Consider the following 19,271-nt stretch of genomic DNA (forward strand, 5'->3'; position numbering starts at 1 on the left):
AAACGACCTCTAAAAGGGGAGCAGATGTATGGCAAAATATTTGGTGATCGTCGAATCACCGGCGAAAGCAAAGACAATTAAACGTTATTTAGGATCGAATTACACGGTCAAAGCGTCAATGGGTCACGTCATCGATTTACCGAAAAGTCAACTCGGTGTCGACGTGGAACATGACTTTGAACCGAAGTACATTACGATTCGTGGAAAAGGCCCAGTTTTGAAAGAATTGAAGACGGCAGCCAAAAAAGCGACGAAAATCTTTCTCGCGGCTGACCCGGATCGCGAAGGGGAAGCGATCGCCTGGCATCTAGCGCGTGCCCTTGGTGTCGACGAAACGACAGAATGTCGGGTCGTCTTTAACGAGATCACGAAAGATGCGATCAAGGAGTCATTCAAGCACCCACGTAAAATCAATCACGATCTCGTCGACGCCCAACAAGCGCGGCGAATTTTGGATCGTCTCGTCGGATACGGGATGAGCCCATTATTATGGAAGAAAGTCAAAAAAGGCTTATCGGCCGGACGTGTCCAATCAGTGGCCGTCAAAATGATCATCGACCGGGAGCGGGAGATCAACGCCTTCGACCCAGAAGAGTATTGGACGATCAAACTCATGCTCAACCATGAAGGCGAATTGTTCGAGACATCGTTTTATGGGAAAGACGGGAAGAAACTGGAGCTCAAGAGCGAGGCAGACGCCGACGCGGTGCTCAACGCGATCGACGACTCGTTCAAAGTCATCGATGTCACGAAGAAAGAGCGGAAGCGGAACGCCTCGCTCCCGTTTACGACAAGTTCGCTCCAACAGGATGCGGCCCGTAAGCTCAACTTCCGTGCCAAGAAAACGATGATGCTCGCGCAACAGCTTTACGAAGGGATCGACCTCGGTAAGAAAGAAGGTACCGTCGGTTTGATCACGTATATGCGTACCGATTCGACACGGATCTCAGATTTGGCGAAAGAAGAAGCGAAATCGTATATCGAGTCCACGTTCGGTGAAGAGTATGTCGCATTGCAGAAACAAAAAGAGAAGAAGGCGGCAAACGCCCAGGATGCCCACGAAGCGATTCGTCCGACGTCGGCGTTACGTGACCCGGCCTCGGTCAAAGCATACCTGTCACGCGATCAGCTCCGACTGTACAAGTTGATTTGGGAACGTCTCGTGGCGAGCCAAATGGCGCCGGCTATCCTCGACACGGTAAAAATCGACGTCGAATCGAACGGCATGATTTTCCGTGCCAACGGGTCGACCGTCAAATTCCCAGGTTTCATGAAAGTGTATATCGAATCGAAAGATGATGATATCGAAGATACGAATCCAGAAAAAGAAGGGTTGCTCCCACCGCTCGAAGTCGACGACCTCGTCAAGTTCGACACGATCGAGCCGAAACAGCACTTCACCCAACCGCCGCCGCGCTATAGTGAGGCACGGCTCGTCCGGGCGATGGAAGAGCTCGGGATTGGTCGTCCGTCGACATATGCACCGACGCTCGACACGATTCAAAAACGTGGTTACGTCGTCCTCGAAGAGAAGAAGTTCGTCCCGACGGAGCTCGGTGAACTTGTCATCGAGATGATTGACGAGTATTTCAACGATTTCATCACCGTACAGTTCACGGCCGACATGGAGACGCTCCTCGACTCGATCGAGAACGAGGAAGTCCAATGGACCGACGTCGTTGCCCCAATCTATCGCAGTTTCGAGAAACGCTTGAAACGGGCCGAGGCCGAGATCGAGAAGATCGAAGTGAAAGATGAACCGGCTGGCATCGACTGTGAAGTATGCGGTGCGCCGATGGTCATCAAAATGGGCCGCTACGGTAAATTTATGGCGTGCTCGAACTTCCCGAACTGTACGAACACGAAACCGGTACAAGTCGAGATCGGCGTCCCATGTCCGAGCTGCAAAGACGGACAAGTCGTCGAACGACGCAGTAAAAAAGGTCGTCTGTTCTACGGCTGCTCGAACTATCCAGACTGTGAGTTCGTCTCATGGGACAAACCGGTCGCGAAACCGTGTCCGGAATGTGGTAAGATGATGGTCGAGAAAAAAATCAAAGACGGCGTGAAATATCAATGTACGAACTGTACCCATGCCGAGGTACATCAGTTAGAGGAGGATTAACTTTGCAGCAACGTGTAACTGTGATCGGAGCGGGCCTCGCCGGCTCCGAGGCGGCTTGGCAACTCGCGAAGCGCGGGATTAAAGTCGATTTGTATGAAATGAGACCGGTGCGAAAGACGCCGGCACACCATACGGACCAATTCGCGGAATTGGTCTGCTCGAACTCGCTCCGGGCGAACGGGCTCCAAAATGCGGTCGGTGTCTTGAAGGAAGAGATGCGTACGCTCGACTCGCTCATCTTGAAAGCGGCGGATACGGCGAGCGTACCGGCCGGCGGCGCTCTCGCCGTCGACCGTCACGACTTCGCAGGATTCGTGACCGACACGTTGAAAAACCATCCGAACGTGACCGTGCACAACGAAGAGATCACGGCGATTCCGGACGGGATCGTCATCATGGCGACCGGGCCGCTCACATCGCCTGATCTTTCGGCTTCGCTCAAAGCGTTCACTGGTGAAGACTATTTGTACTTCTACGACGCAGCCGCTCCAATCCTGGACGGCGAGACGATCGACCGGGACAAGGTTTACTTGAAGTCACGTTACGATAAGGGCGAAGCGGCCTACCTCAACTGTCCGATGACGGAAGAGGAGTTCGACTTGTTCTATGACGAACTCGTCAAAGCCGAAGTCGTCCCGCTCAAAGAGTTCGAGAAAGAGATTTACTTCGAAGGCTGCATGCCGTTTGAAGTACTCGCCCAACGCGGCAAGAAGACGCTCTTGTTCGGACCGATGAAGCCGGTCGGCCTCGAAGATCCGAAGACGGGCAAACGTCCGCATGCGGTCGTGCAATTGCGGCAAGATAACTCGGCCGGGACGCTCTTCAACTTGGTCGGTTTCCAGACGCACCTGAAGTGGGGCGAACAGAAACGAATCATTCAATTGATTCCAGGTCTTGAGAACGCCGAGATCGTGCGTTACGGTGTCATGCACCGGAACACGTTCATCAACTCACCGAGCCTCTTGAAACCGACGTATCAGGCCCGCACACGCGACACGTTGTTCTTTGCCGGCCAGATGACCGGTGTCGAAGGGTATGTCGAGTCGGCGGCCTCCGGTCTCCTCGCCGGGATCAACGCGGCGAAGCTGATCGCTGGGGAAGAGCTCGTCGTCCTCCCACGTGAGACGATGCTCGGTTCGATGGCGCACTACATCACGACAACGGACGGGAAACACTTCCAACCGATGAACGCGAACTTCGGTCTCGTGCCGTCGCTTGAAGATGCTCCGAAGAAGATGAAGAAACAAGAACGTTATGAGCGTTATGCGAACCGTGCCCTCGAAACGATTCAACAGTATAAAGAGATTTAAGGGAAAGGAGCCATTTTGGCTCCTTTTTGATGAATCTAAATTTCAATTGTGTAATTTGTACAACACTTTGAAAATTTTCAGATTATTGAAGAGGTATCTATTGTCACCTCTGACTGTGTATGCTATGCTAATTTCGATTTGATGGGAACATGCGTTTTTAAGCTGAAAACGAGGAGGCGAGAGGATGAGATTCGTTGACGATCAACAATCGTTTTTGCGCTATTGCCAAGTCGAACGCCGACTGTCTCCTCATACAAAACGCTCTTACGAGCAGACGCTCGACCAGTACGCCGTTTATTGCCAATCGACACATCAAGATCCTTATGATGTGCAGTCGGCGCGGCGTTATTTATATGCTCTTTATGAGGCAGACACCGCCACGACGACGGTCGCCCAAAAAGTATCGTGTCTCAAACAATTCGGGAAATTTGTGGCACGTGAAACGGGCGGTGAACCGTTGTTTCATGGTTTGACGTCACCGAAACGGCGAAAGACGCTACCGACGTTCGCCGTGCCGAGCGAGGTCGAACAGCTTTTGAAGGCAGCCGAAGGGCAAGACGACCCATTCCTACGGGCACGTGATGTCGCGATCGTCGAGATGTTGTACGGGACAGGCATGCGTGTCGCCGAGTTGTGCGGCATGGACGTGTCGTCTTACGATGCGGGCCTCGCGTTTGTCCATGTCGTTGGGAAAGGGAAGAAAGAACGTTACATCCCAATCGGACAGTTCGCCATCACGGCGCTCGACCGTTACTTAGACATGCGGCAAACGTGCGCGACGACTCAGGAAACGGCATTATTTCTCAGTCAAAAAGGGAATCGGGTGACAACGGACCAAATTCGCTACGTTATGAAGCGACTCCGGAAGCTGGGAGGCCTTCACAAGCCGTTGACGCCACACTCACTCCGTCACAGTTTTGCGACGGACCTGCTCGAGCGCGGGGCGGACCTTCGCGCCGTCCAGGAACTGCTCGGACACGAGTCGCTCTCCACGACCGGACGTTATACTCACGTCTCGACCGAGCGTCTGCGAGCGGTCTATCAAGCTACACATCCGAGAAAGTAGGAGGTCATCAGATGTTTCATGCAACCACGATTTTCGCGGTCCACCATAACGGACACGGCGCGATGAGCGGAGACGGACAAGTCACGTTCGGGAACGCCGTCATCATGAAAAACAAGGCCAAAAAAGTACGACGTCTTTATGGCGGCAAAGTCGTCGCCGGATTCGCCGGCAGCGTCGCCGACGCGTTCACCCTTTTCGAAAAGTTTGAATCGAAACTTGAGATGTATAACGGAAACTTGCCGCGTGCGGCCGTCGAGCTGGCCAAGGAGTGGCGTGGAGATAAGATGCTCCGCCAACTTGAGGCGTTGTTGATCGTCATGGACAGCGATCACTTATTGCTCGTGTCTGGGAACGGGGAAGTGATTGAACCGGACGACGGCATCTTGGCCATCGGTTCGGGCGGAAACTACGCCCTCGCCGCCGGACGTGCCCTCGTGCGGCATTCGCCGGAGAAAACTGCAGAAGACATAGCCCGTGCCGCTCTCGAGATTGCTGGGGAGCTGTGCGTCTACACGAACGACCAAGTCATCGTAGAAACGATCGGAGGCGATTCTGAATGAAACGTGAACTGACACCCCGCCAAATCGTAGCGGAGTTAGACCGCTTCGTCATCGGACAGAAAGATGCGAAGCGCGCGGTCGCGATCGCGCTCCGCAATCGCTATCGGCGTCAAAAACTGAGCGCCGACTTGCGCGATGAAGTGACACCGAAGAATATCTTGATGATCGGACCGACCGGTGTCGGGAAAACGGAGATTGCGCGACGGTTGGCCAAACTCGTCGGGGCACCGTTCGTCAAAGTCGAAGCGACGAAGTTCACGGAAGTCGGTTATGTCGGCCGTGACGTCGAGTCGATGGTTCGCGACCTCGTCGAAGATTCGGTCCGTCTCGTGAAGGAAGAGAAGAAAGAGGGCGTGAAAGAACAAGCCGAGGTCGCAGCGACCGAACGCATCCTCGACGCCCTGCAAGGGAAAGCCAAGGTCGAGCCGACCGCATCCAATCCGTTTGAGGCGCTGTTCGGGGGTCAAGGTCAAAAGACCGAGGAACCGACGAGCACACAGTCGTCCGATCGCGCGCAACTGCGCCGCTTGCTTGAACTCGGTGAGCTCGAAGAACGGTTGATTGAGGTCAACCTCGAAGAAAAACAGACAGTCGACTTGTTCCAAGGACAAGGCATGGAAGGGTTATCGAATCTCCAAGACATGCTCGGTCAAATCGTGCCGAAAAAACGGAAAAAGCGCAAACTGCCAGTCCGTGAAGCACGACCGCTCATCATCGCTGAAGAAGCGGAGAACTTGCTCGACATGAACGAGGTTCATGACGAGGCCGTCCGCCGCAGTGAACAGATGGGGATCATCTTCGTCGATGAGATCGACAAGATTGCGACGAAGTCGCAAGATCACGCCGGTGTCTCGCGGGAAGGGGTCCAACGTGACATTCTCCCAATCGTCGAAGGGTCGACCGTCGTGACGAAGTATGGCCCGGTCAAGACGGACCACGTGCTGTTTATCGCCGCCGGCGCATTCCATATGGCCAAACCGTCCGATTTGATTCCTGAACTTCAAGGTCGGTTCCCGATTCGCGTCGAATTGGGCAGCTTGACCGAAGAAGACTTCGTCAAGATCTTGACCGAGCCGTCCCAGGCACTCATTAAGCAGTACACCGCTCTTCTCGAGTCTGAGGAGATCAGTGTCGAGTTCACGCATTCGGCCATCGAAGAGATTGCTCGTATCGCCACGCACGTCAACCGAGAGACGGACGACATCGGTGCCCGCCGCTTGTACACGATCATGGAGCGCGTGCTTGAGGACTTGTCGTTCGAGGCGGCCGATATGCCACAGACACACGTTCAAATCACACCGGCTTATGTGAAAGAAAAAGTCGGATCGATCGCGGAAGATCGAGACTTGAGCCAATTTATACTATAAGATTCTGTATGCACATACAGGGAGGAAAATAAGAATTATGAACTTACTAGACAAAACACGCCAATTGAACACGATGCTTCAACAAGAGGCAAGCGCGCACGTTGATTTTAAAGAAATGGCGGACAAAATGCGCGAAGTACTCGAAGCGAATACGTTCATCGTGAGCCGTCGCGGCCGCTTGCTCGGTTTCGCGATCAAACAACAGATCGAGAACGAACGGATGAAGGCGTTTTTAGTCGACCGCCAATTCCCGGAGCCTTATGCCTCGAACTTGTTCAACGTGAAGGAGACGACAGAAAACATCGGCATTGACAGTGAATATACAGCCTTCCCGGTCGAGAACCGTGAACTGTTCCTCGACTCGATGACGACGATCGTCCCAATCATCGGAGGCGGCGAACGTCTCGGGACACTCGTACTCGGTCGTCTCAACAATGAGTTCACGGAAGACGACCTCGTCTTGGCAGAATATAGCGCGACGGTCGTCGGAATGGAGATTCTGCGTGAGAAAGCGGCTGAAGCCGAGGCGTCGGCCCGTAAGAAGGCGGTCGTTCAAATGGCGATCAACTCGCTCTCTTATTCAGAGCTCGAAGCGATCGAACATATCTTCGAGGAGCTTGGTGGAAACGAAGGGCTGTTAGTTGCTTCCAAAATTGCCGATAGAGTGGGAATCACACGTTCGGTCATCGTCAATGCGCTCCGCAAATTGGAAAGCGCAGGCGTCATCGAATCACGTTCGCTTGGTATGAAAGGAACGTATATTAAGATACTAAATGACAACTTCTTGTTCGAATTGCAAAAGTTGAAATCGAATTGAAATAAAGACAATTCAGTATATGAATTATAGGAAAGTCTATTGAACCAGGACTTTCGGCTTATAAAGTCGCTTCCGATACGTCGGGGGCGACTTTTTTTAGTGCAAAAGTAATTATTTTCAGAATTCGTCGTAAATTCGACAAAAACAGAAGATAGCATTTACCTGTTTTGAAAAAAATATCTTTCAACACTGTTACAGATTTGTTTCAATGTAATAGTAGATTTTCCAAATAAGGTATATACATGCATTCTTTTGGTGAAAGTGAGTGAAACGCATGAATTGGATTGGCACCGACTATCAATTAATGAAGCAAGCAATCAATCATTCGGTCGTAAATCAGAAGGTCATCAGCCATAACCTGTCAAATATCGATACCCCGAACTTCCGGGCGAAACAAGCCGTGTTCGAACAGACGTTGAACAACGAGATGCGTCTCAAATTGGCGGGTGGACGTCCGAGCGAGCGAGCGGCAACGACAATCACGGACCGGGCCGGAGGAGCGATGCGAAGTGACGGGAACAACGTCGACCTCGACTATGAAATGAGCGAGTTGGCCCGGAACCAACTTCAATACGAAGCGATGATGGAACAATTGAACCGCCGGCTCGGCGGACTCAAGACCGTCATTAGAGGAGGACGTTAACGATGGGGATGTTTGATAGTTTTCATATCTCGGCGACGGCATTGACGTCACAGCGGCTTCGGATGGACACGGTATCCGCAAACATCGCGAACGCCCAGACGACAAGAGGCAAACTCGTCGACGGAGAGTGGCAACCGTACACGCGGAAAATGACCGTCTTGCAGGAAGCACCGTTTCGACAACAGTTGTCCGCCGTCAGCGGCGGCGTCGAAGTATCACAAATCGTGGAAGATGAAAGCCCGTACAAGCTCGTCTATGACCCGAGCCATCCAGATTCGGATGACCGCGGCTACGTTCAAATGCCGAACGTCGACCTGTTGAAAGAAATGGTCGATTTGATGGGGGCGACCCGGTCATACGAGGCAAACATCGCTGCAATGAACGCCACGAAAGCGATGCTCGTCAAAGCGATGGAAATCGGTAAAGGATAAGGAGTGACAAACGATGCAAATTAACCCGATACAGTTGATCGGTACACAACCGACCGTCACGCCGACGGTAAAAGAGACACCGTCTCAGTTCGGTACGTATTTGAACGAGGCGATGCGCTCGTTGAACGATGTCCAACAAGCGACGAGTTCAGCCCGGGCCGACCTTGCTGTCGGCAAAGCAGATTTACATCAAGTCATGATTCAAAGTGAAGAGTCGTCGATTGCGATGCAACTCGCCATTGAGGTGCGAAACAAAGCGGTCGAGGCCTATCAAGAAATGATGCGAATGCAAGTTTAATGTAGAGGATGACGAGTTGCGATGAATGAAAAGTTAAAAGAACGATTCGGTTCACTGACCGGTTCCCTTCAAATGATGAAGACGAACCGTAAAATCTTTTGGGGCCTCGTCATCGCCGGCGTACTTCTCGTCGCGGTGGTCTTGACCGTCTGGCTGTCGCGCCCGAACATGGCTCCGCTTTATACGAACCTGTCCGCCCAAGAAGCGGGCGAGGTGACGGAGAAGCTGACGGCTGACGGTGTGAAAGCCGAAATTAAAGCGACATCGAACGGCGTGAGTGTATACGTACCGAGCGAACAGGTCGATCAATTGAAAGTCAGCCTCGCGGCAGCGGGCATCCCGAAGTCAGGCGCAATCGACTACAGTTTCTTCAGTGAAAATGCCGGTTTCGGAACGACCGACCGCGAGATGGCCGTCATCGAACGGAGTGCGATGCAGACCGAGCTCGAGCGGTTGATCACACAGATCGAAGGGATCAACCAAGCGAAAGTCATCATCTCGATTCCTGAGAAATCGGTCTTCTTGGCGGAAGACCAGGGCGAGCCGACGGCGTCGATTGTCTTAAATTTAGGAGCAGGTACGAATCTTGAACCGGCGACGGTCAAAGGGCTCTACCATTTGATTAGTAAGAGCGTACCGAACTTGAAACCAGAAAACATCTCGGTCATGGACCAATATTTTACGTATTACGATTTGGACCAAACGACGACGGCAGGAGGATCATCCACCGATCCGCTCGTCTTGAAGCGTCAAGTTGAGAAAGATGTCCGTCAACAGATTCAACAGATGCTTTCCGTCCTCTTAGGAGAGCGGAGCGTCCTCGTCTCGGTTACGGCCGATATCGACACAACGCAAGCGGCAGAAGAGCAGAACCTCGTGACACCTGTCAACGAGGACAGCATGGAAGGGATCGTCACATCGGCCGAACGAATCGCCGAAGCGTACACCGGCGGTACCGGCGCGGCGACCGCGGCGGGCACGGCCGAGAATGACACGGTCAATTTCCCGGCCGCCACCGGCACCGGGGAAGAAGAGAGCGAAAAGAATCATGAAATCATCAATTATGAAGTCAACCGCATCACGAAACAAATTCAAAACGCACCGTACTCGATCCGTGATCTCGGTGTTCAATTGATCGTCGAACCGCCGAACGGGGCGACGACGATTGATCCACAACTCGAAGGTGACCTCGAGACGATGATGTACTCGATTATCCGGACGTCACTCGCCAAGACCGGCGAGGCGCTCACAGAGGCGGAACTTGAACAGAAAGTCGTCGTCGTATCGCGTCCGTTCGCTGAGACGGAAGAAGCGGCTGCGGTCGAACAACCTACCCAGTGGTGGATGTATGCGGCAGCAGCAGGGGGCGTCGTATTGCTCGCGCTCTTGTTCTTCGCGATGCGTAAACGCAAACGTGAACCGATTGCCGAGTCGAACGAATGGGAAGTCCCATATGAAGACGAAGTACCGGACCTTGACCTTGAAGAACGAGGCGAAGGGGCCGTCAAGAAGAAACAGTTGGAGAAATTGGCAGAGAGCAATCCTGAAGAGTTCGCCAAACTTCTCCGTACTTGGATGTCTGAGGAGTGAGTACTGTGAATTACGCAAAACAAGCGAACCGGGAAAAAGCGGCCATGCTCATGATCTCGCTTGGACCTGAGGTGGCTGCGAACGTCTACAAACATCTGTCGGAAGAAGAGATGGAGCAGTTGACGTTACAAATCTCGGCCTTGAAGAAAGTATCGTCCGAACAAAAAGAAGCGATCATGGGCGAGTTCCACGAGCTCGCCATGGCACAAAGTTATATCACGCAAGGCGGGATCGGGTTTGCGAAAACGGTGCTCGAGAAAGCGGTCGGAGAAGAGAAAGCGATGGCCCTCATCCATAGGCTCACATCGACGCTCCAAGTTCGACCGTTCGAGTTTGCCCGTAAGGCCGACCCGAAGCAGTTGCTCAACTTTATCCAGAACGAGCATCCGCAGACGATCGCCTTGATCTTGGCGCATCTCGAACCGGTCAAGTCGGGACAAATCCTATCGGAACTCCCGCCTGAAATTCAATCGGAAGTCGCCAAGCGGATCGCGACGATGGATCGACTCAATCCGGACGTCATTCACGAGATTGAACAGATTCTCGAGAAAAACTTGTCCCAGACCGATATGCAAGACTACGCCCAATCTGGTGGCATCGAAGCGGTCGTCGAAGTGCTCAACGGGGTCGATCGTACGACCGAGCGCACCATCCTCGATGCGCTTGAAATTGAAGACCCGGAACTGGCCGAGGAAATCAAAAAACGGATGTTCGTCTTCGAAGATATCGTCACCCTCGATTCACGTGCGATTCAACGAATCATCCGCGAAGTGGCAAACGACGACCTATTGCTTGCCCTCAAAGTGTCGTCCGAAGAAGTCAAACAGATCATCTTCAAAAACATGTCACAGCGAATGGTCGAAACGTTCAAAGAAGACATGGAATTCATGGGGCCTGTCCGGTTGCGTGACGTCGAAGAAGCGCAAAGCCGTATCGTCGGCATCATCCGTCGCTTAGAAGACGTCGGAGAGATCGTGATCAGCCGCGGCGGAGGAGATGACATCGTTGTCTAACGTGATTAAACGCTATTATGCGACACCGCTCGAACCACAACGGATCGACTCGAAACCTTTTCTTGAGCCGGTATCGGTGGAGCATGACGACCAAGAGAATGAGCAGTTGGAACAAAAGCGTGAACAACTCCGTTTAGACGAAGAAGCGCTTCAGAGTCGCCGTGCCTCGATGGAACAGGAACTCGCGGTGCTGAGAGAGGAAGTGTTGACGTCAGCCCGACAAGAAGGGTTTGACGCAGGATTTGACCACGGTAGACGGGAAGGCAAGGCGGAGTACGACGAGTTGATGACGCGGCTGAATACCGTCGCCGTCGAACTTGAACAACTGTTCGATACGAAGTGGCGGGACGCGGAGCGACAACTCGTCGCCCTCGCCCTCGAGGTCAGCGCCCGCGTCACAACAGAGCTTGTCCGGAAAGATGAGGCGCTGTTCGCCGACCGGATTCGAGAACAGTTGCTCCGTCAGCTCGACGCCGAGTCGTTGACGGTGTACGTCCATCCGACCCGTCTCGCTTCGATTCAACGTTTCGATTCGGAGTGGGCGACACCAGACGGTCCGCCTTTGAAATATCGGGCGGATGCCGGTTTAAGCGAGACGAGCGTCCGGATCGAGACACCTCACCACGGTGACGAACTCGATTTGACTTACAGCTTTGAACGCATCCAATCCAAAATCGAGGAGGTTTTGGCCGATGGCGCTTATTGACCACGTCCTTCAGTCAATCACGGCATCCGCCGAGGACGAATACGTCCGGAAAGTCGGCCGGGTCTGTCGAGTCGTTGGACTGATGATTGAATCGACGGGGCCGAGCGCTTTTATCGGAGAGCGCTGTCTGATCGAACTCCCGTCCGGCCAACATGTCGAGGCGGAAGTCGTGGGATTCAATGAGGCCCGCGTGCTCCTCATGCCTTACGGGGAGACGACCCAGATCGCTCCGGGCTGTATGGTCAAAGGGACGGGTCGGATGCTCCAAGTCCCGGTCGGTGACGAACTGATCGGACAAGTGCTCGATGGTCTCGGCCGTCCCTTGTCCGGTGAAGCAGTCACTCCGGGAAAACGCTACGATGTCCTTCGGAAGCCACCGAACCCGCTCGAGCGACCGCGGATTTTAGATGTCTTGTCGACCGGCGTCCGCGTCATCGACGGTCTGTTAACAGTCGGTAAAGGGCAACGGGTCGGGTTGTTCGCGGGTTCAGGAGTCGGGAAGTCGACTCTGCTCGGGATGATCGCCAAACGCTCATCGGCCGACATAAACGTCATCGCTTTAATCGGTGAACGTGGCCGTGAAGTGAAAGAGTTCATCGAGAAAGAGCTCGGACCAGAAGGGATGGCCCGCTCGGTCGTCATCGTGGCGACGAGCGACCAACCGCCTCTCGTCCGATTGAAAGGGGCTTATACGGCGACAGCCATCGCTGAATACTTCCGGGACCAAGGCAAGGAAGTCGTCCTCATGATGGACTCGGTGACCCGCTTTGCCATGGCGCAACGGGAAATCGGTCTTGCGACCGGTGAACCTCCGACGTCAAAAGGGTATACCCCATCCGTGTTCGCGATGTTGCCGCAACTGTTGGAACGAAGCGGTACCGCTGTGACGGGCTCGATCACCGCTTTTTACACCGTCCTTGTCGACGGGGATGATATGAATGAACCAATCGCAGACGCGGTGCGAGGCATACTGGACGGCCACTTCGTCATGGACCGTTCGCTCGCGAACCGTGGCCAGTTCCCGGCAATCCACGTCTTAAAGTCGATTAGCCGTGTCATGAACCAAATTGCGGGGCCGATGCACCGTGAGGCCGCCCAAACGTTCCGCGGCTGGTTGGCGACGTACTTGGACGCCGAGGACTTGATCAATATCGGGGCCTATAAAAAAGGGACGAACCCGGCAATCGATACGGCGATTGAGCAATACCCAGAGTTATTGACTTTTTTAAAGCAATCCATCGAAGAAGAGGCCCCGCTCGAGCAATCGCTCGAACGTTTGGCCAAGATCGTGCGAGGTGAACCATGAACAGACTATTGTTAGAACGCATCATGCCGATCGCGGAACATGAGAAAGAAGAGTCCGCGACGGAGATGAGACAACAGAAAGCACGGTTCGAGACGGAGATGGAGGCGCTCTATCGGCTCGTGTTGACGTACGAGTCGCTTATGAAGAGTCAAGATGAACAGGATGGCGTCATCGACCTGCTCATGTCGCAATATCGTGAGCAGACACGCGAACGGCTGAAACGTCAAATCGAGACGCAACAGCTCGTCGTCCAGCAGGCGCGCAATCGGTACCATCTGTCACAAGAGCGCTTGCTCGGAAAAGTCGTTGAGGAAAAGAAATATGTAACGCTGCATGAAAAAGTCAGTCAACATGAAGTGGCTGCGACGAAGCTCATCGAGCAACATTTCATCGATGAGCTGGCAGTGATTCATCACGGGAAAGGGAAGTAAACCGATGGAAAAAGACAACTCGAAGCGGGGAAGACAGCTACTGGTCGCGCTCGTTCTCGTCCCGGCCATCTTTCTACTCGTTGGAGGGATCGTCGTCATGAACTATGCGATGGACCGTCCGTTGTTATCGGTCCCGTTTCTAGAGATTGGTGCGAAACAAGAGCCGGAAGAAAAAGTGAAGACGGACGTGAACGTGACCGGAATCGACGCGGATACCGCGAATCGTTTGAAAGTGGCGAACGCCGAGATTGAGAAGCTTCGAGCGGACAATGTCGAGTTGACGAACGAAGTGAAGGCGCGCCAAGAGGAAGTATCGAAGTTGATCAAAGAGCGTGACCGGCTCGTCGCGGAATTGGCGACGGCAAGTGCGGCGGAAGAAGAAACCTCGGACGTCTCTCGCGTCTATGAAGAGATGTCCGCGAAACAAGCTGCTGCCATCATGAATGAACTCGAGAGCCCGCAAGTGGCCAACTTATTGAAAGAATTGTCACCGAAGCAACAAGCCGACATTTTAGGACGGATGGATGCCCAACAGGCCGCCGTCGTGACCCAGTTGCTCCAATGACAGGAAAGGAGGACGTGATGATGAATATCGCCTTACTCGCCCAATCGCTACAAGGGACGACCCAAAAAGGCGGGGAAGCGGCTGCGACCCCGACCGGACAGTTTTTGGAATTACTCTCGGCGATGCTCGGGACCTCGACGCCATCTACAGAGGTGGCGGTCGCCACGGAAGACGAGGAATCGCTTCCGCTCGAGAATGTATCGAACCGATTGGAGCAATGGCTCCAACAGCCCGACAGCCTGCAATGGTTGAAATCACTGCCGGCAGATGCTTACCGAAAGTTTATGGATGCTTATATTGGGATTTTAAATCAAGTCGCCCCGGATCAGTCAGCGACAACTCTTGAGACGACATCGGCCGTGACGCCCGCACTCCTCGCTGGACAAATGGCGGCGCCGACAATCTCGTTCACGCTGACGAAAAAGGAAACGGAAGCACTCGTTACACCCGTGCCGACCGACCAAGTGGAGGAGAACGTGCGCATCATCCAACAAGTCGTTGCGCAGTTTAAAGGGACGCTCGGACAGACCCCTAAGTCTATACCCGAACTTACTCAAACCGAAACACAAGTTGCGCAATTGCAACCCTCGGTAAAAGAGACCGAATGGATGCCCAAAGGGATGACCTGGTCGAAACCGCAAATTGATTCGGAAATGGTGATGTATGCCTCGAAAGGTTCACTGCCGGAGAATTTGCAGGCCCGAATCGAAGCCGCTTTGCAACGTGCACCGTTCAAGAGCGGAGCCGACGGATCCAAAGTGTTCACGGTCCGCCTCTATCCTGAACAGTTAGGCGAGCTCGTCGTCAAACTCGAACGTCAAAATGGGGAACTCGTCGTCAAACTGTTTGCGAGCAACCAAGAAGCGAAGCAGTTGCTTCAGTCACAGGTCCAACAGTTGCAACAGACGCTTCAACCGCTGACACAAAACGTCCGTGTCGAGATCAACTTGACCCAACAGGCGCTCGAGACGAAAGGGTCCGGATTCAACGAGTTCGACCAACCGGAACCGGAACAGCAGGAACAACCGAAAGGAGAACCAGAAGATGACGACCATCCAGCCGAAGACGAGTGACTATACGTTACCGGATCAATCGATGCCGAAAGCAACGAACCAATATGATCAAAGCATGTTTTTGAAGCTGTTGCTAGCGCAACTCGCCAACCAAGACCCGATGTCACCGATGGAAGACCGTGAGTTCATCTCCCAGATGGCCCAGTTCTCTTCTCTCGAACAGATGCAGACGATTTCGAAACAACTCGATTCGGCCCTTGTCGATCGGCAAATGGCTTCGATTTCGGAGTTCAGCAATATGATCGGGCAAACGGTCGCTTATACAAACGAAACGGAAACCGAGACGATTAAAGGCTCGGGACGTGTTCTCTCGATTTCGAAGACCGAAGCCGGCTATGTGGCCGACCTTGAAGACGGAACGTCCGTCAACGTGTACAACATCACTTCCATCAAACAAGCATAGGAGGATTCATCATGTTAAGAGCAATGTACTCAGGAATCAGTGGTTTAAAGAACTTCCAATCCAAGCTTGACGTCGTCGGGAACAACATCGCCAACGTCAACACGTTCGGCTATAAAAAAGGTCGGGTCACGTTCAAGGACCTCGTCAGTCAGCAAGTTGGTAGTGCGACCGCGGCGAACGGAGTCAGCGGCGGGGTCAACCCGAAAGAAGTCGGTCTCGGGGGCACGATGGCGACCGTCGACAACGTCTATAACCAAGGAGCCATGCAAAACTCAGGGCGAGCACTTGACGTCGGGATCTCAGGAGAAGGATTCTTCGCCTTGGATGTGAACGGTCAAACGCAATACACACGGGCCGGTAACTTCTATACAGATAACACGGGCGACCTCGTCAATGGAGATGGAGCCTACGTCCTCAGTACGACGGGTGACCGCCTCAACATCCCAGCCGGTGCGAAGTCACTCTCGATTGGTAAAGACGGACAAGTCAGCTACGTGAACAATGCCGGGGAATCGACGGTCGTCGGTCAAATCCAAGTTGTCACGTTCGCCAACAATGCCGGACTCTCGAAAGTCGGAGCAAACAACTTCATTCAATCGCAAAACTCAGGTGAACCGAACATCGGCATCCCTGGACAAGATGGACGTGGAGAACTCGTCTCGGGCGCGCTCGAGATGTCGAACGTCGACTTGTCGGAAGAGTTCACAGAAATGATTGTCGCTCAACGTGGTTTCCAAGCGAACACTCGTATCATCACAACATCGGACGAGATCCTCCAAGAACTCGTCAACTTGAAACGCTGATGATTCGCGTCACGACACTCCGGGGTGAAGAACTCGTATTGAACGCCTTGTTCATCGAGACGGTCAAGGCCGAACCGGATACGATCATTCACTTGTATAACGGAAAAACGTATATCGTCAGCGAGACGAAACAACAAATCATCGACCGGACGACGGCATTTTATGCCTCGATCGGTCTGATTGGAACGACAGGCATACGAGGTGAAGAAGATGAGTGAAGAAAAACAAAAAGGTGGCGCCATGAAGATGGTGCTCATCTTGCTAGTCGTCCTGCTCGTCATGGGCGGGGCCGGATTCATGACTTATAAATATTTGTTCGGAGACAACGTGACGGCGAAAACGAAACCGGTCACCGCCGAAGAGTTGGCCGAACGTAGCTTCACGACAGACGACATGACAACGAACATTCAAGATGAGCGTTTCATCAACGTCCAGTTCACAATCGTGACCGATGCCGCTGAAACGAAAGAAAATCTCGAACTTCGCAAGTTTCAAGTGCATAACGTCATCCTTGGTGATTTGGCGGGCATGACGAAAGCCCAGTTGACGACGAAGGAAGACATGCAGAAATTTGAGCAGTCGCTCCGTAAACAATTAAACGGACTGTTGGAGTCAGGTGAGGTCCAACGAGTCTATATGACGAAGAAAATCATACAGTGAGGTGGCATCATGGGAGAAGTCTTATCTCAACAAGAAATTGATGCCTTGCTATCGGCGTTAAGCAGTGGCGACGTCGAAGCCGACTCCTTTTTAAATCAAGAAGAAGAGCGGAAGGTTCGGCAATATGACTTTAAACGGGCGGTCCGCTTCTCGAAAGACCAAATCCGAAGTCTGACCCGAATCCATGAACATTTCACGCGCATGTTGACGACGTTCTTTTCGGCTCAGCTCCGGACGTACGTGCAGTTCACGGTCAATTCGGTCGAGCAGCTCCCGTACGATGAATTCATTCATTCCATCCCAAGTATGACGATGATCAACTTGATTGAGGCTCCGCCGCTCAACGGCCGCTTCATCATCGAGGTCAACCCGAACATCTCATATGCGATGCTCGACCGTCTGCTTGGTGGTCCAGGAGTCGAAATCGAAAAAGTCGAGAGCTTCACAGAAATCGAGATGCGCATCTTGACCCAGTTATATAAACGAGCGTTTGCCGGATACGGGGAGGCGTGGGAGTCAATTGCCGAGATCAAGTCAGAGATGACCGCGGTCGAGGTCAATCCGCAGTTTCTTCAACTCGTCTCGCCAAACGAGACGGTCGTCCTTATCTCGATCGGTGTCACCATCGGCGAAGTGAGCGGCACGATCAACGTCTGCTTGCCGTTCGTGACGATCGAGCCGGTGTTATCCAAACTGTCGAGCCATTACTGGATGCAGGAGGCCAACCGCCGCAATGCGAGCGGCAACAGCAAGGAACCGCTCAAAGCCCAATTGATGAACTCGACGGTTGAGGTCGTTTCTCTGCTCGGAGAGACGACGATCACGTTCGGTGACTTGTTACATTTAGAGGTCGGGGATTGTTTGACGCTCGACCAATTGGTGAAAGACCCATTATCCGTCATGGTAGGGGAAAATAAAGTGTTCAAAGGGCAAGTCGGTGTGAGCGGGAAGCGGATGGCCGTCCAAGTGCTCCACCGGGTGAAGGAGGAAGAGCAATGAGTGAGATGTTGTCACAAGATGAAATAGACGCGTTATTACGAGGGACGAGCGACTCGTCAAAACCAGAGGCGAAGCCCGAAGAGCATCTTGACTCGATGGAGAGCGACGCCTTAGGAGAGATCGGGAATATCTCGTTCGGTAACTCGGCGACGGCACTATCGACGTTACTGCAACAAAAAGTAGAAATCACGACCCCAATCGTCAGTGAAGTCAAAATCGATGCGCTCCGTGAGCGTTATCCAACACCGCACGTGGCGCTTCGCGTCGGTTACACAGAAGGTTTGAAAGGCGAAAACGTCCTCGTGTTGACACGTGAGGATGCGGCCATCATCTCGGATTTGATGCTCGGCGGGAACGGGATCGATGTCGATCCGGAAGGGTTGGACGAAATTCGACTCTCGGCCGTGCAAGAAGCGATGAACCAAATGATGGGGGCAGCGGCGACATCTTTGTCGACGGTGTTCTCAAAAAAAATTGACATTTCACCGCCTCTCGTCGAAGTGTTCGATGCGACGAAGACCCAAACGATCATCGATCGTCTCGAACTTTGGGAGACGATGGTGTTGATCGAGTTCAATTTGAAAGTCGGTACGTTGATCGACTCAAAAATCGTTCAAATCGCACCGATTCAATTCGGGAAACAGCTCGTCAATGAATTGATGACGGCCACATCCCCTCAGCCGGTCGTGCCTGCTGCGGCCGCCCCGAAGCAAGAAGCACCAAAAGCACCGGCCGCACCGGCTCCCCAACAACCTGTACGTCAGGAAGTGAAGTCGGCACCGGAAGTCGCTGTCAGTCAAGCGGAATTCATGCCGCTGCATGCGCCTGCGACGAACGATTCGATTCCCGCAAACCTCGGTCTGTTGTATGACGTGCCGCTCAGCGTGACGGTCGAGCTCGGGCGGACGAAACGTTCGGTCCGCGAAGTGCTTGAGTTGTCGCAAGGATCGATCATCGAACTCGATAAACTTGCCGGTGAGCCGGTCGATATTTATGTGAACCAACAACGGATTGCCCGCGGCGAAGTCGTCGTCATCGAAGAGAACTTCGGGGTCCGTGTAACAGAAATTATCCAACCGCACGAGCGGATTGGCATCGTTTAAGG

22 protein-coding genes are annotated in these 19,271 nt (G+C 53.2%); all 22 read left to right on the forward strand.

Going from position 1 to position 19,271, the window contains the following annotated elements; genetic code table 11:
* Positions 1-28: 28 nt before the first annotated feature.
* The 22 genes from topA (at position 29) to fliY (ending at position 19,269) form a co-directional block, all read left to right on the forward strand.
* Positions 29-2,125 (forward strand): type I DNA topoisomerase, encoded by a 2,097-nt coding sequence (gene topA, locus KNP74_RS06940; protein ID WP_034777177.1) that lies wholly within the window; start codon positions 29-31, stop codon positions 2,123-2,125.
* Positions 2,077-3,435, forward strand: a complete 1,359-nt coding sequence (gene trmFO, locus KNP74_RS06945) for an FADH(2)-oxidizing methylenetetrahydrofolate--tRNA-(uracil(54)-C(5))-methyltransferase TrmFO (protein ID WP_214763881.1) — start codon at positions 2,077-2,079, stop codon at positions 3,433-3,435. The genes topA and trmFO overlap by 49 nt, the downstream gene beginning before the upstream one ends.
* Before the next feature lie 184 nt (positions 3,436-3,619).
* Positions 3,620-4,501: a tyrosine-type recombinase/integrase gene (locus KNP74_RS06950; protein WP_214763882.1), complete on the forward strand. Its 882-nt coding sequence runs from the start codon at positions 3,620-3,622 to the stop codon at positions 4,499-4,501.
* An 11-nt stretch (positions 4,502-4,512) separates the two neighbouring features.
* The gene (hslV, locus tag KNP74_RS06955) at positions 4,513-5,061 is read left to right on the forward strand and encodes an ATP-dependent protease subunit HslV (protein WP_034777181.1); all 549 of its coding nucleotides are present in this window, start codon (positions 4,513-4,515) and stop codon (positions 5,059-5,061) included.
* Complete coding sequence (hslU, locus tag KNP74_RS06960) at positions 5,058-6,428, forward strand: ATP-dependent protease ATPase subunit HslU (RefSeq protein ID WP_138859608.1); 1,371 nt, start codon at positions 5,058-5,060, stop codon at positions 6,426-6,428. Before hslV ends, hslU begins: the two co-directional genes overlap by 4 nt.
* A 37-nt stretch (positions 6,429-6,465) precedes the next feature.
* Entirely contained in the window at positions 6,466-7,245 is a 780-nt protein-coding gene (codY, locus tag KNP74_RS06965; RefSeq protein WP_016508279.1) for a GTP-sensing pleiotropic transcriptional regulator CodY, read from the forward strand.
* 274 nt (positions 7,246-7,519) lie between these two features.
* Positions 7,520-7,888, forward strand: coding sequence for a flagellar basal body rod protein FlgB (gene flgB / locus KNP74_RS06970; RefSeq protein ID WP_034777185.1), 369 nt, complete (start codon positions 7,520-7,522; stop codon positions 7,886-7,888).
* Positions 7,889-7,890: 2 nt separating this feature from the next.
* Positions 7,891-8,319: a flagellar basal body rod protein FlgC gene (gene flgC / locus KNP74_RS06975; protein ID WP_034777187.1), complete on the forward strand. Its 429-nt coding sequence runs from the start codon at positions 7,891-7,893 to the stop codon at positions 8,317-8,319.
* Positions 8,320-8,332: 13 nt separating this feature from the next.
* The gene (gene fliE, locus KNP74_RS06980) at positions 8,333-8,617 is read left to right on the forward strand and encodes a flagellar hook-basal body complex protein FliE (RefSeq protein ID WP_034777189.1); all 285 of its coding nucleotides are present in this window, start codon (positions 8,333-8,335) and stop codon (positions 8,615-8,617) included.
* A 21-nt stretch (positions 8,618-8,638) separates the two neighbouring features.
* On the forward strand, positions 8,639-10,207 hold the full coding sequence (gene fliF / locus KNP74_RS06985) for a flagellar basal-body MS-ring/collar protein FliF (RefSeq protein WP_214763883.1): 1,569 nt from the start codon (positions 8,639-8,641) through the stop codon (positions 10,205-10,207).
* Between the two features lie 5 nt (positions 10,208-10,212).
* Positions 10,213-11,220 carry a flagellar motor switch protein FliG gene (gene fliG, locus KNP74_RS06990; RefSeq protein ID WP_034777193.1) on the forward strand — a complete coding sequence of 336 codons (1,008 nt, stop codon included), beginning with the start codon at positions 10,213-10,215 and terminating at the stop codon, positions 11,218-11,220.
* On the forward strand, positions 11,204-11,926 hold the full coding sequence (locus KNP74_RS06995; RefSeq protein WP_214710602.1) for a FliH/SctL family protein: 723 nt from the start codon (positions 11,204-11,206) through the stop codon (positions 11,924-11,926). The genes fliG and KNP74_RS06995 overlap by 17 nt, the downstream gene beginning before the upstream one ends.
* Complete coding sequence (gene fliI / locus KNP74_RS07000; protein WP_214763884.1) at positions 11,913-13,232, forward strand: flagellar protein export ATPase FliI; 1,320 nt, start codon at positions 11,913-11,915, stop codon at positions 13,230-13,232. The genes KNP74_RS06995 and fliI overlap by 14 nt, the downstream gene beginning before the upstream one ends.
* Positions 13,229-13,663 carry a flagellar FliJ family protein gene (locus KNP74_RS07005; RefSeq protein ID WP_034777199.1) on the forward strand — a complete coding sequence of 145 codons (435 nt, stop codon included), beginning with the start codon at positions 13,229-13,231 and terminating at the stop codon, positions 13,661-13,663. Before fliI ends, KNP74_RS07005 begins: the two co-directional genes overlap by 4 nt.
* Positions 13,664-13,667: 4 nt before the next feature.
* On the forward strand, positions 13,668-14,228 hold the full coding sequence (locus tag KNP74_RS07010; RefSeq protein ID WP_138859603.1) for a MotE family protein: 561 nt from the start codon (positions 13,668-13,670) through the stop codon (positions 14,226-14,228).
* A 20-nt stretch (positions 14,229-14,248) separates the two neighbouring features.
* Positions 14,249-15,301, forward strand: a complete 1,053-nt coding sequence (locus tag KNP74_RS07015; protein ID WP_251129601.1) for a flagellar hook-length control protein FliK — start codon at positions 14,249-14,251, stop codon at positions 15,299-15,301.
* Positions 15,273-15,704: a flagellar hook capping FlgD N-terminal domain-containing protein gene (locus KNP74_RS07020; RefSeq protein WP_138859601.1), complete on the forward strand. Its 432-nt coding sequence runs from the start codon at positions 15,273-15,275 to the stop codon at positions 15,702-15,704. Before KNP74_RS07015 ends, KNP74_RS07020 begins: the two co-directional genes overlap by 29 nt.
* Before the next feature lie 11 nt (positions 15,705-15,715).
* Positions 15,716-16,507: a flagellar basal body rod protein FlgG gene (gene flgG / locus KNP74_RS07025; RefSeq protein ID WP_138859600.1), complete on the forward strand. Its 792-nt coding sequence runs from the start codon at positions 15,716-15,718 to the stop codon at positions 16,505-16,507.
* A complete protein-coding gene (locus KNP74_RS07030; protein ID WP_034777209.1) occupies positions 16,507-16,725 on the forward strand; it encodes a flagellar FlbD family protein in 219 nt (72 codons plus the stop codon). Before flgG ends, KNP74_RS07030 begins: the two co-directional genes overlap by 1 nt.
* The gene (locus KNP74_RS07035; RefSeq protein WP_214763885.1) at positions 16,718-17,167 is read left to right on the forward strand and encodes a flagellar basal body-associated FliL family protein; all 450 of its coding nucleotides are present in this window, start codon (positions 16,718-16,720) and stop codon (positions 17,165-17,167) included. The genes KNP74_RS07030 and KNP74_RS07035 overlap by 8 nt, the downstream gene beginning before the upstream one ends.
* Before the next feature lie 9 nt (positions 17,168-17,176).
* Positions 17,177-18,166 carry a flagellar motor switch protein FliM gene (gene fliM / locus KNP74_RS07040; protein ID WP_131484570.1) on the forward strand — a complete coding sequence of 330 codons (990 nt, stop codon included), beginning with the start codon at positions 17,177-17,179 and terminating at the stop codon, positions 18,164-18,166.
* A complete protein-coding gene (fliY, locus tag KNP74_RS07045; protein ID WP_214710605.1) occupies positions 18,163-19,269 on the forward strand; it encodes a flagellar motor switch phosphatase FliY in 1,107 nt (368 codons plus the stop codon). Before fliM ends, fliY begins: the two co-directional genes overlap by 4 nt.
* The last annotated feature ends 2 nt before the right edge of the window (positions 19,270-19,271 follow it).

Source organism: Exiguobacterium sp. s141, from assembly GCF_018618085.1.
Taxonomy (GTDB): domain Bacteria; phylum Bacillota; class Bacilli; order Exiguobacteriales; family Exiguobacteriaceae; genus Exiguobacterium; species Exiguobacterium mexicanum_A.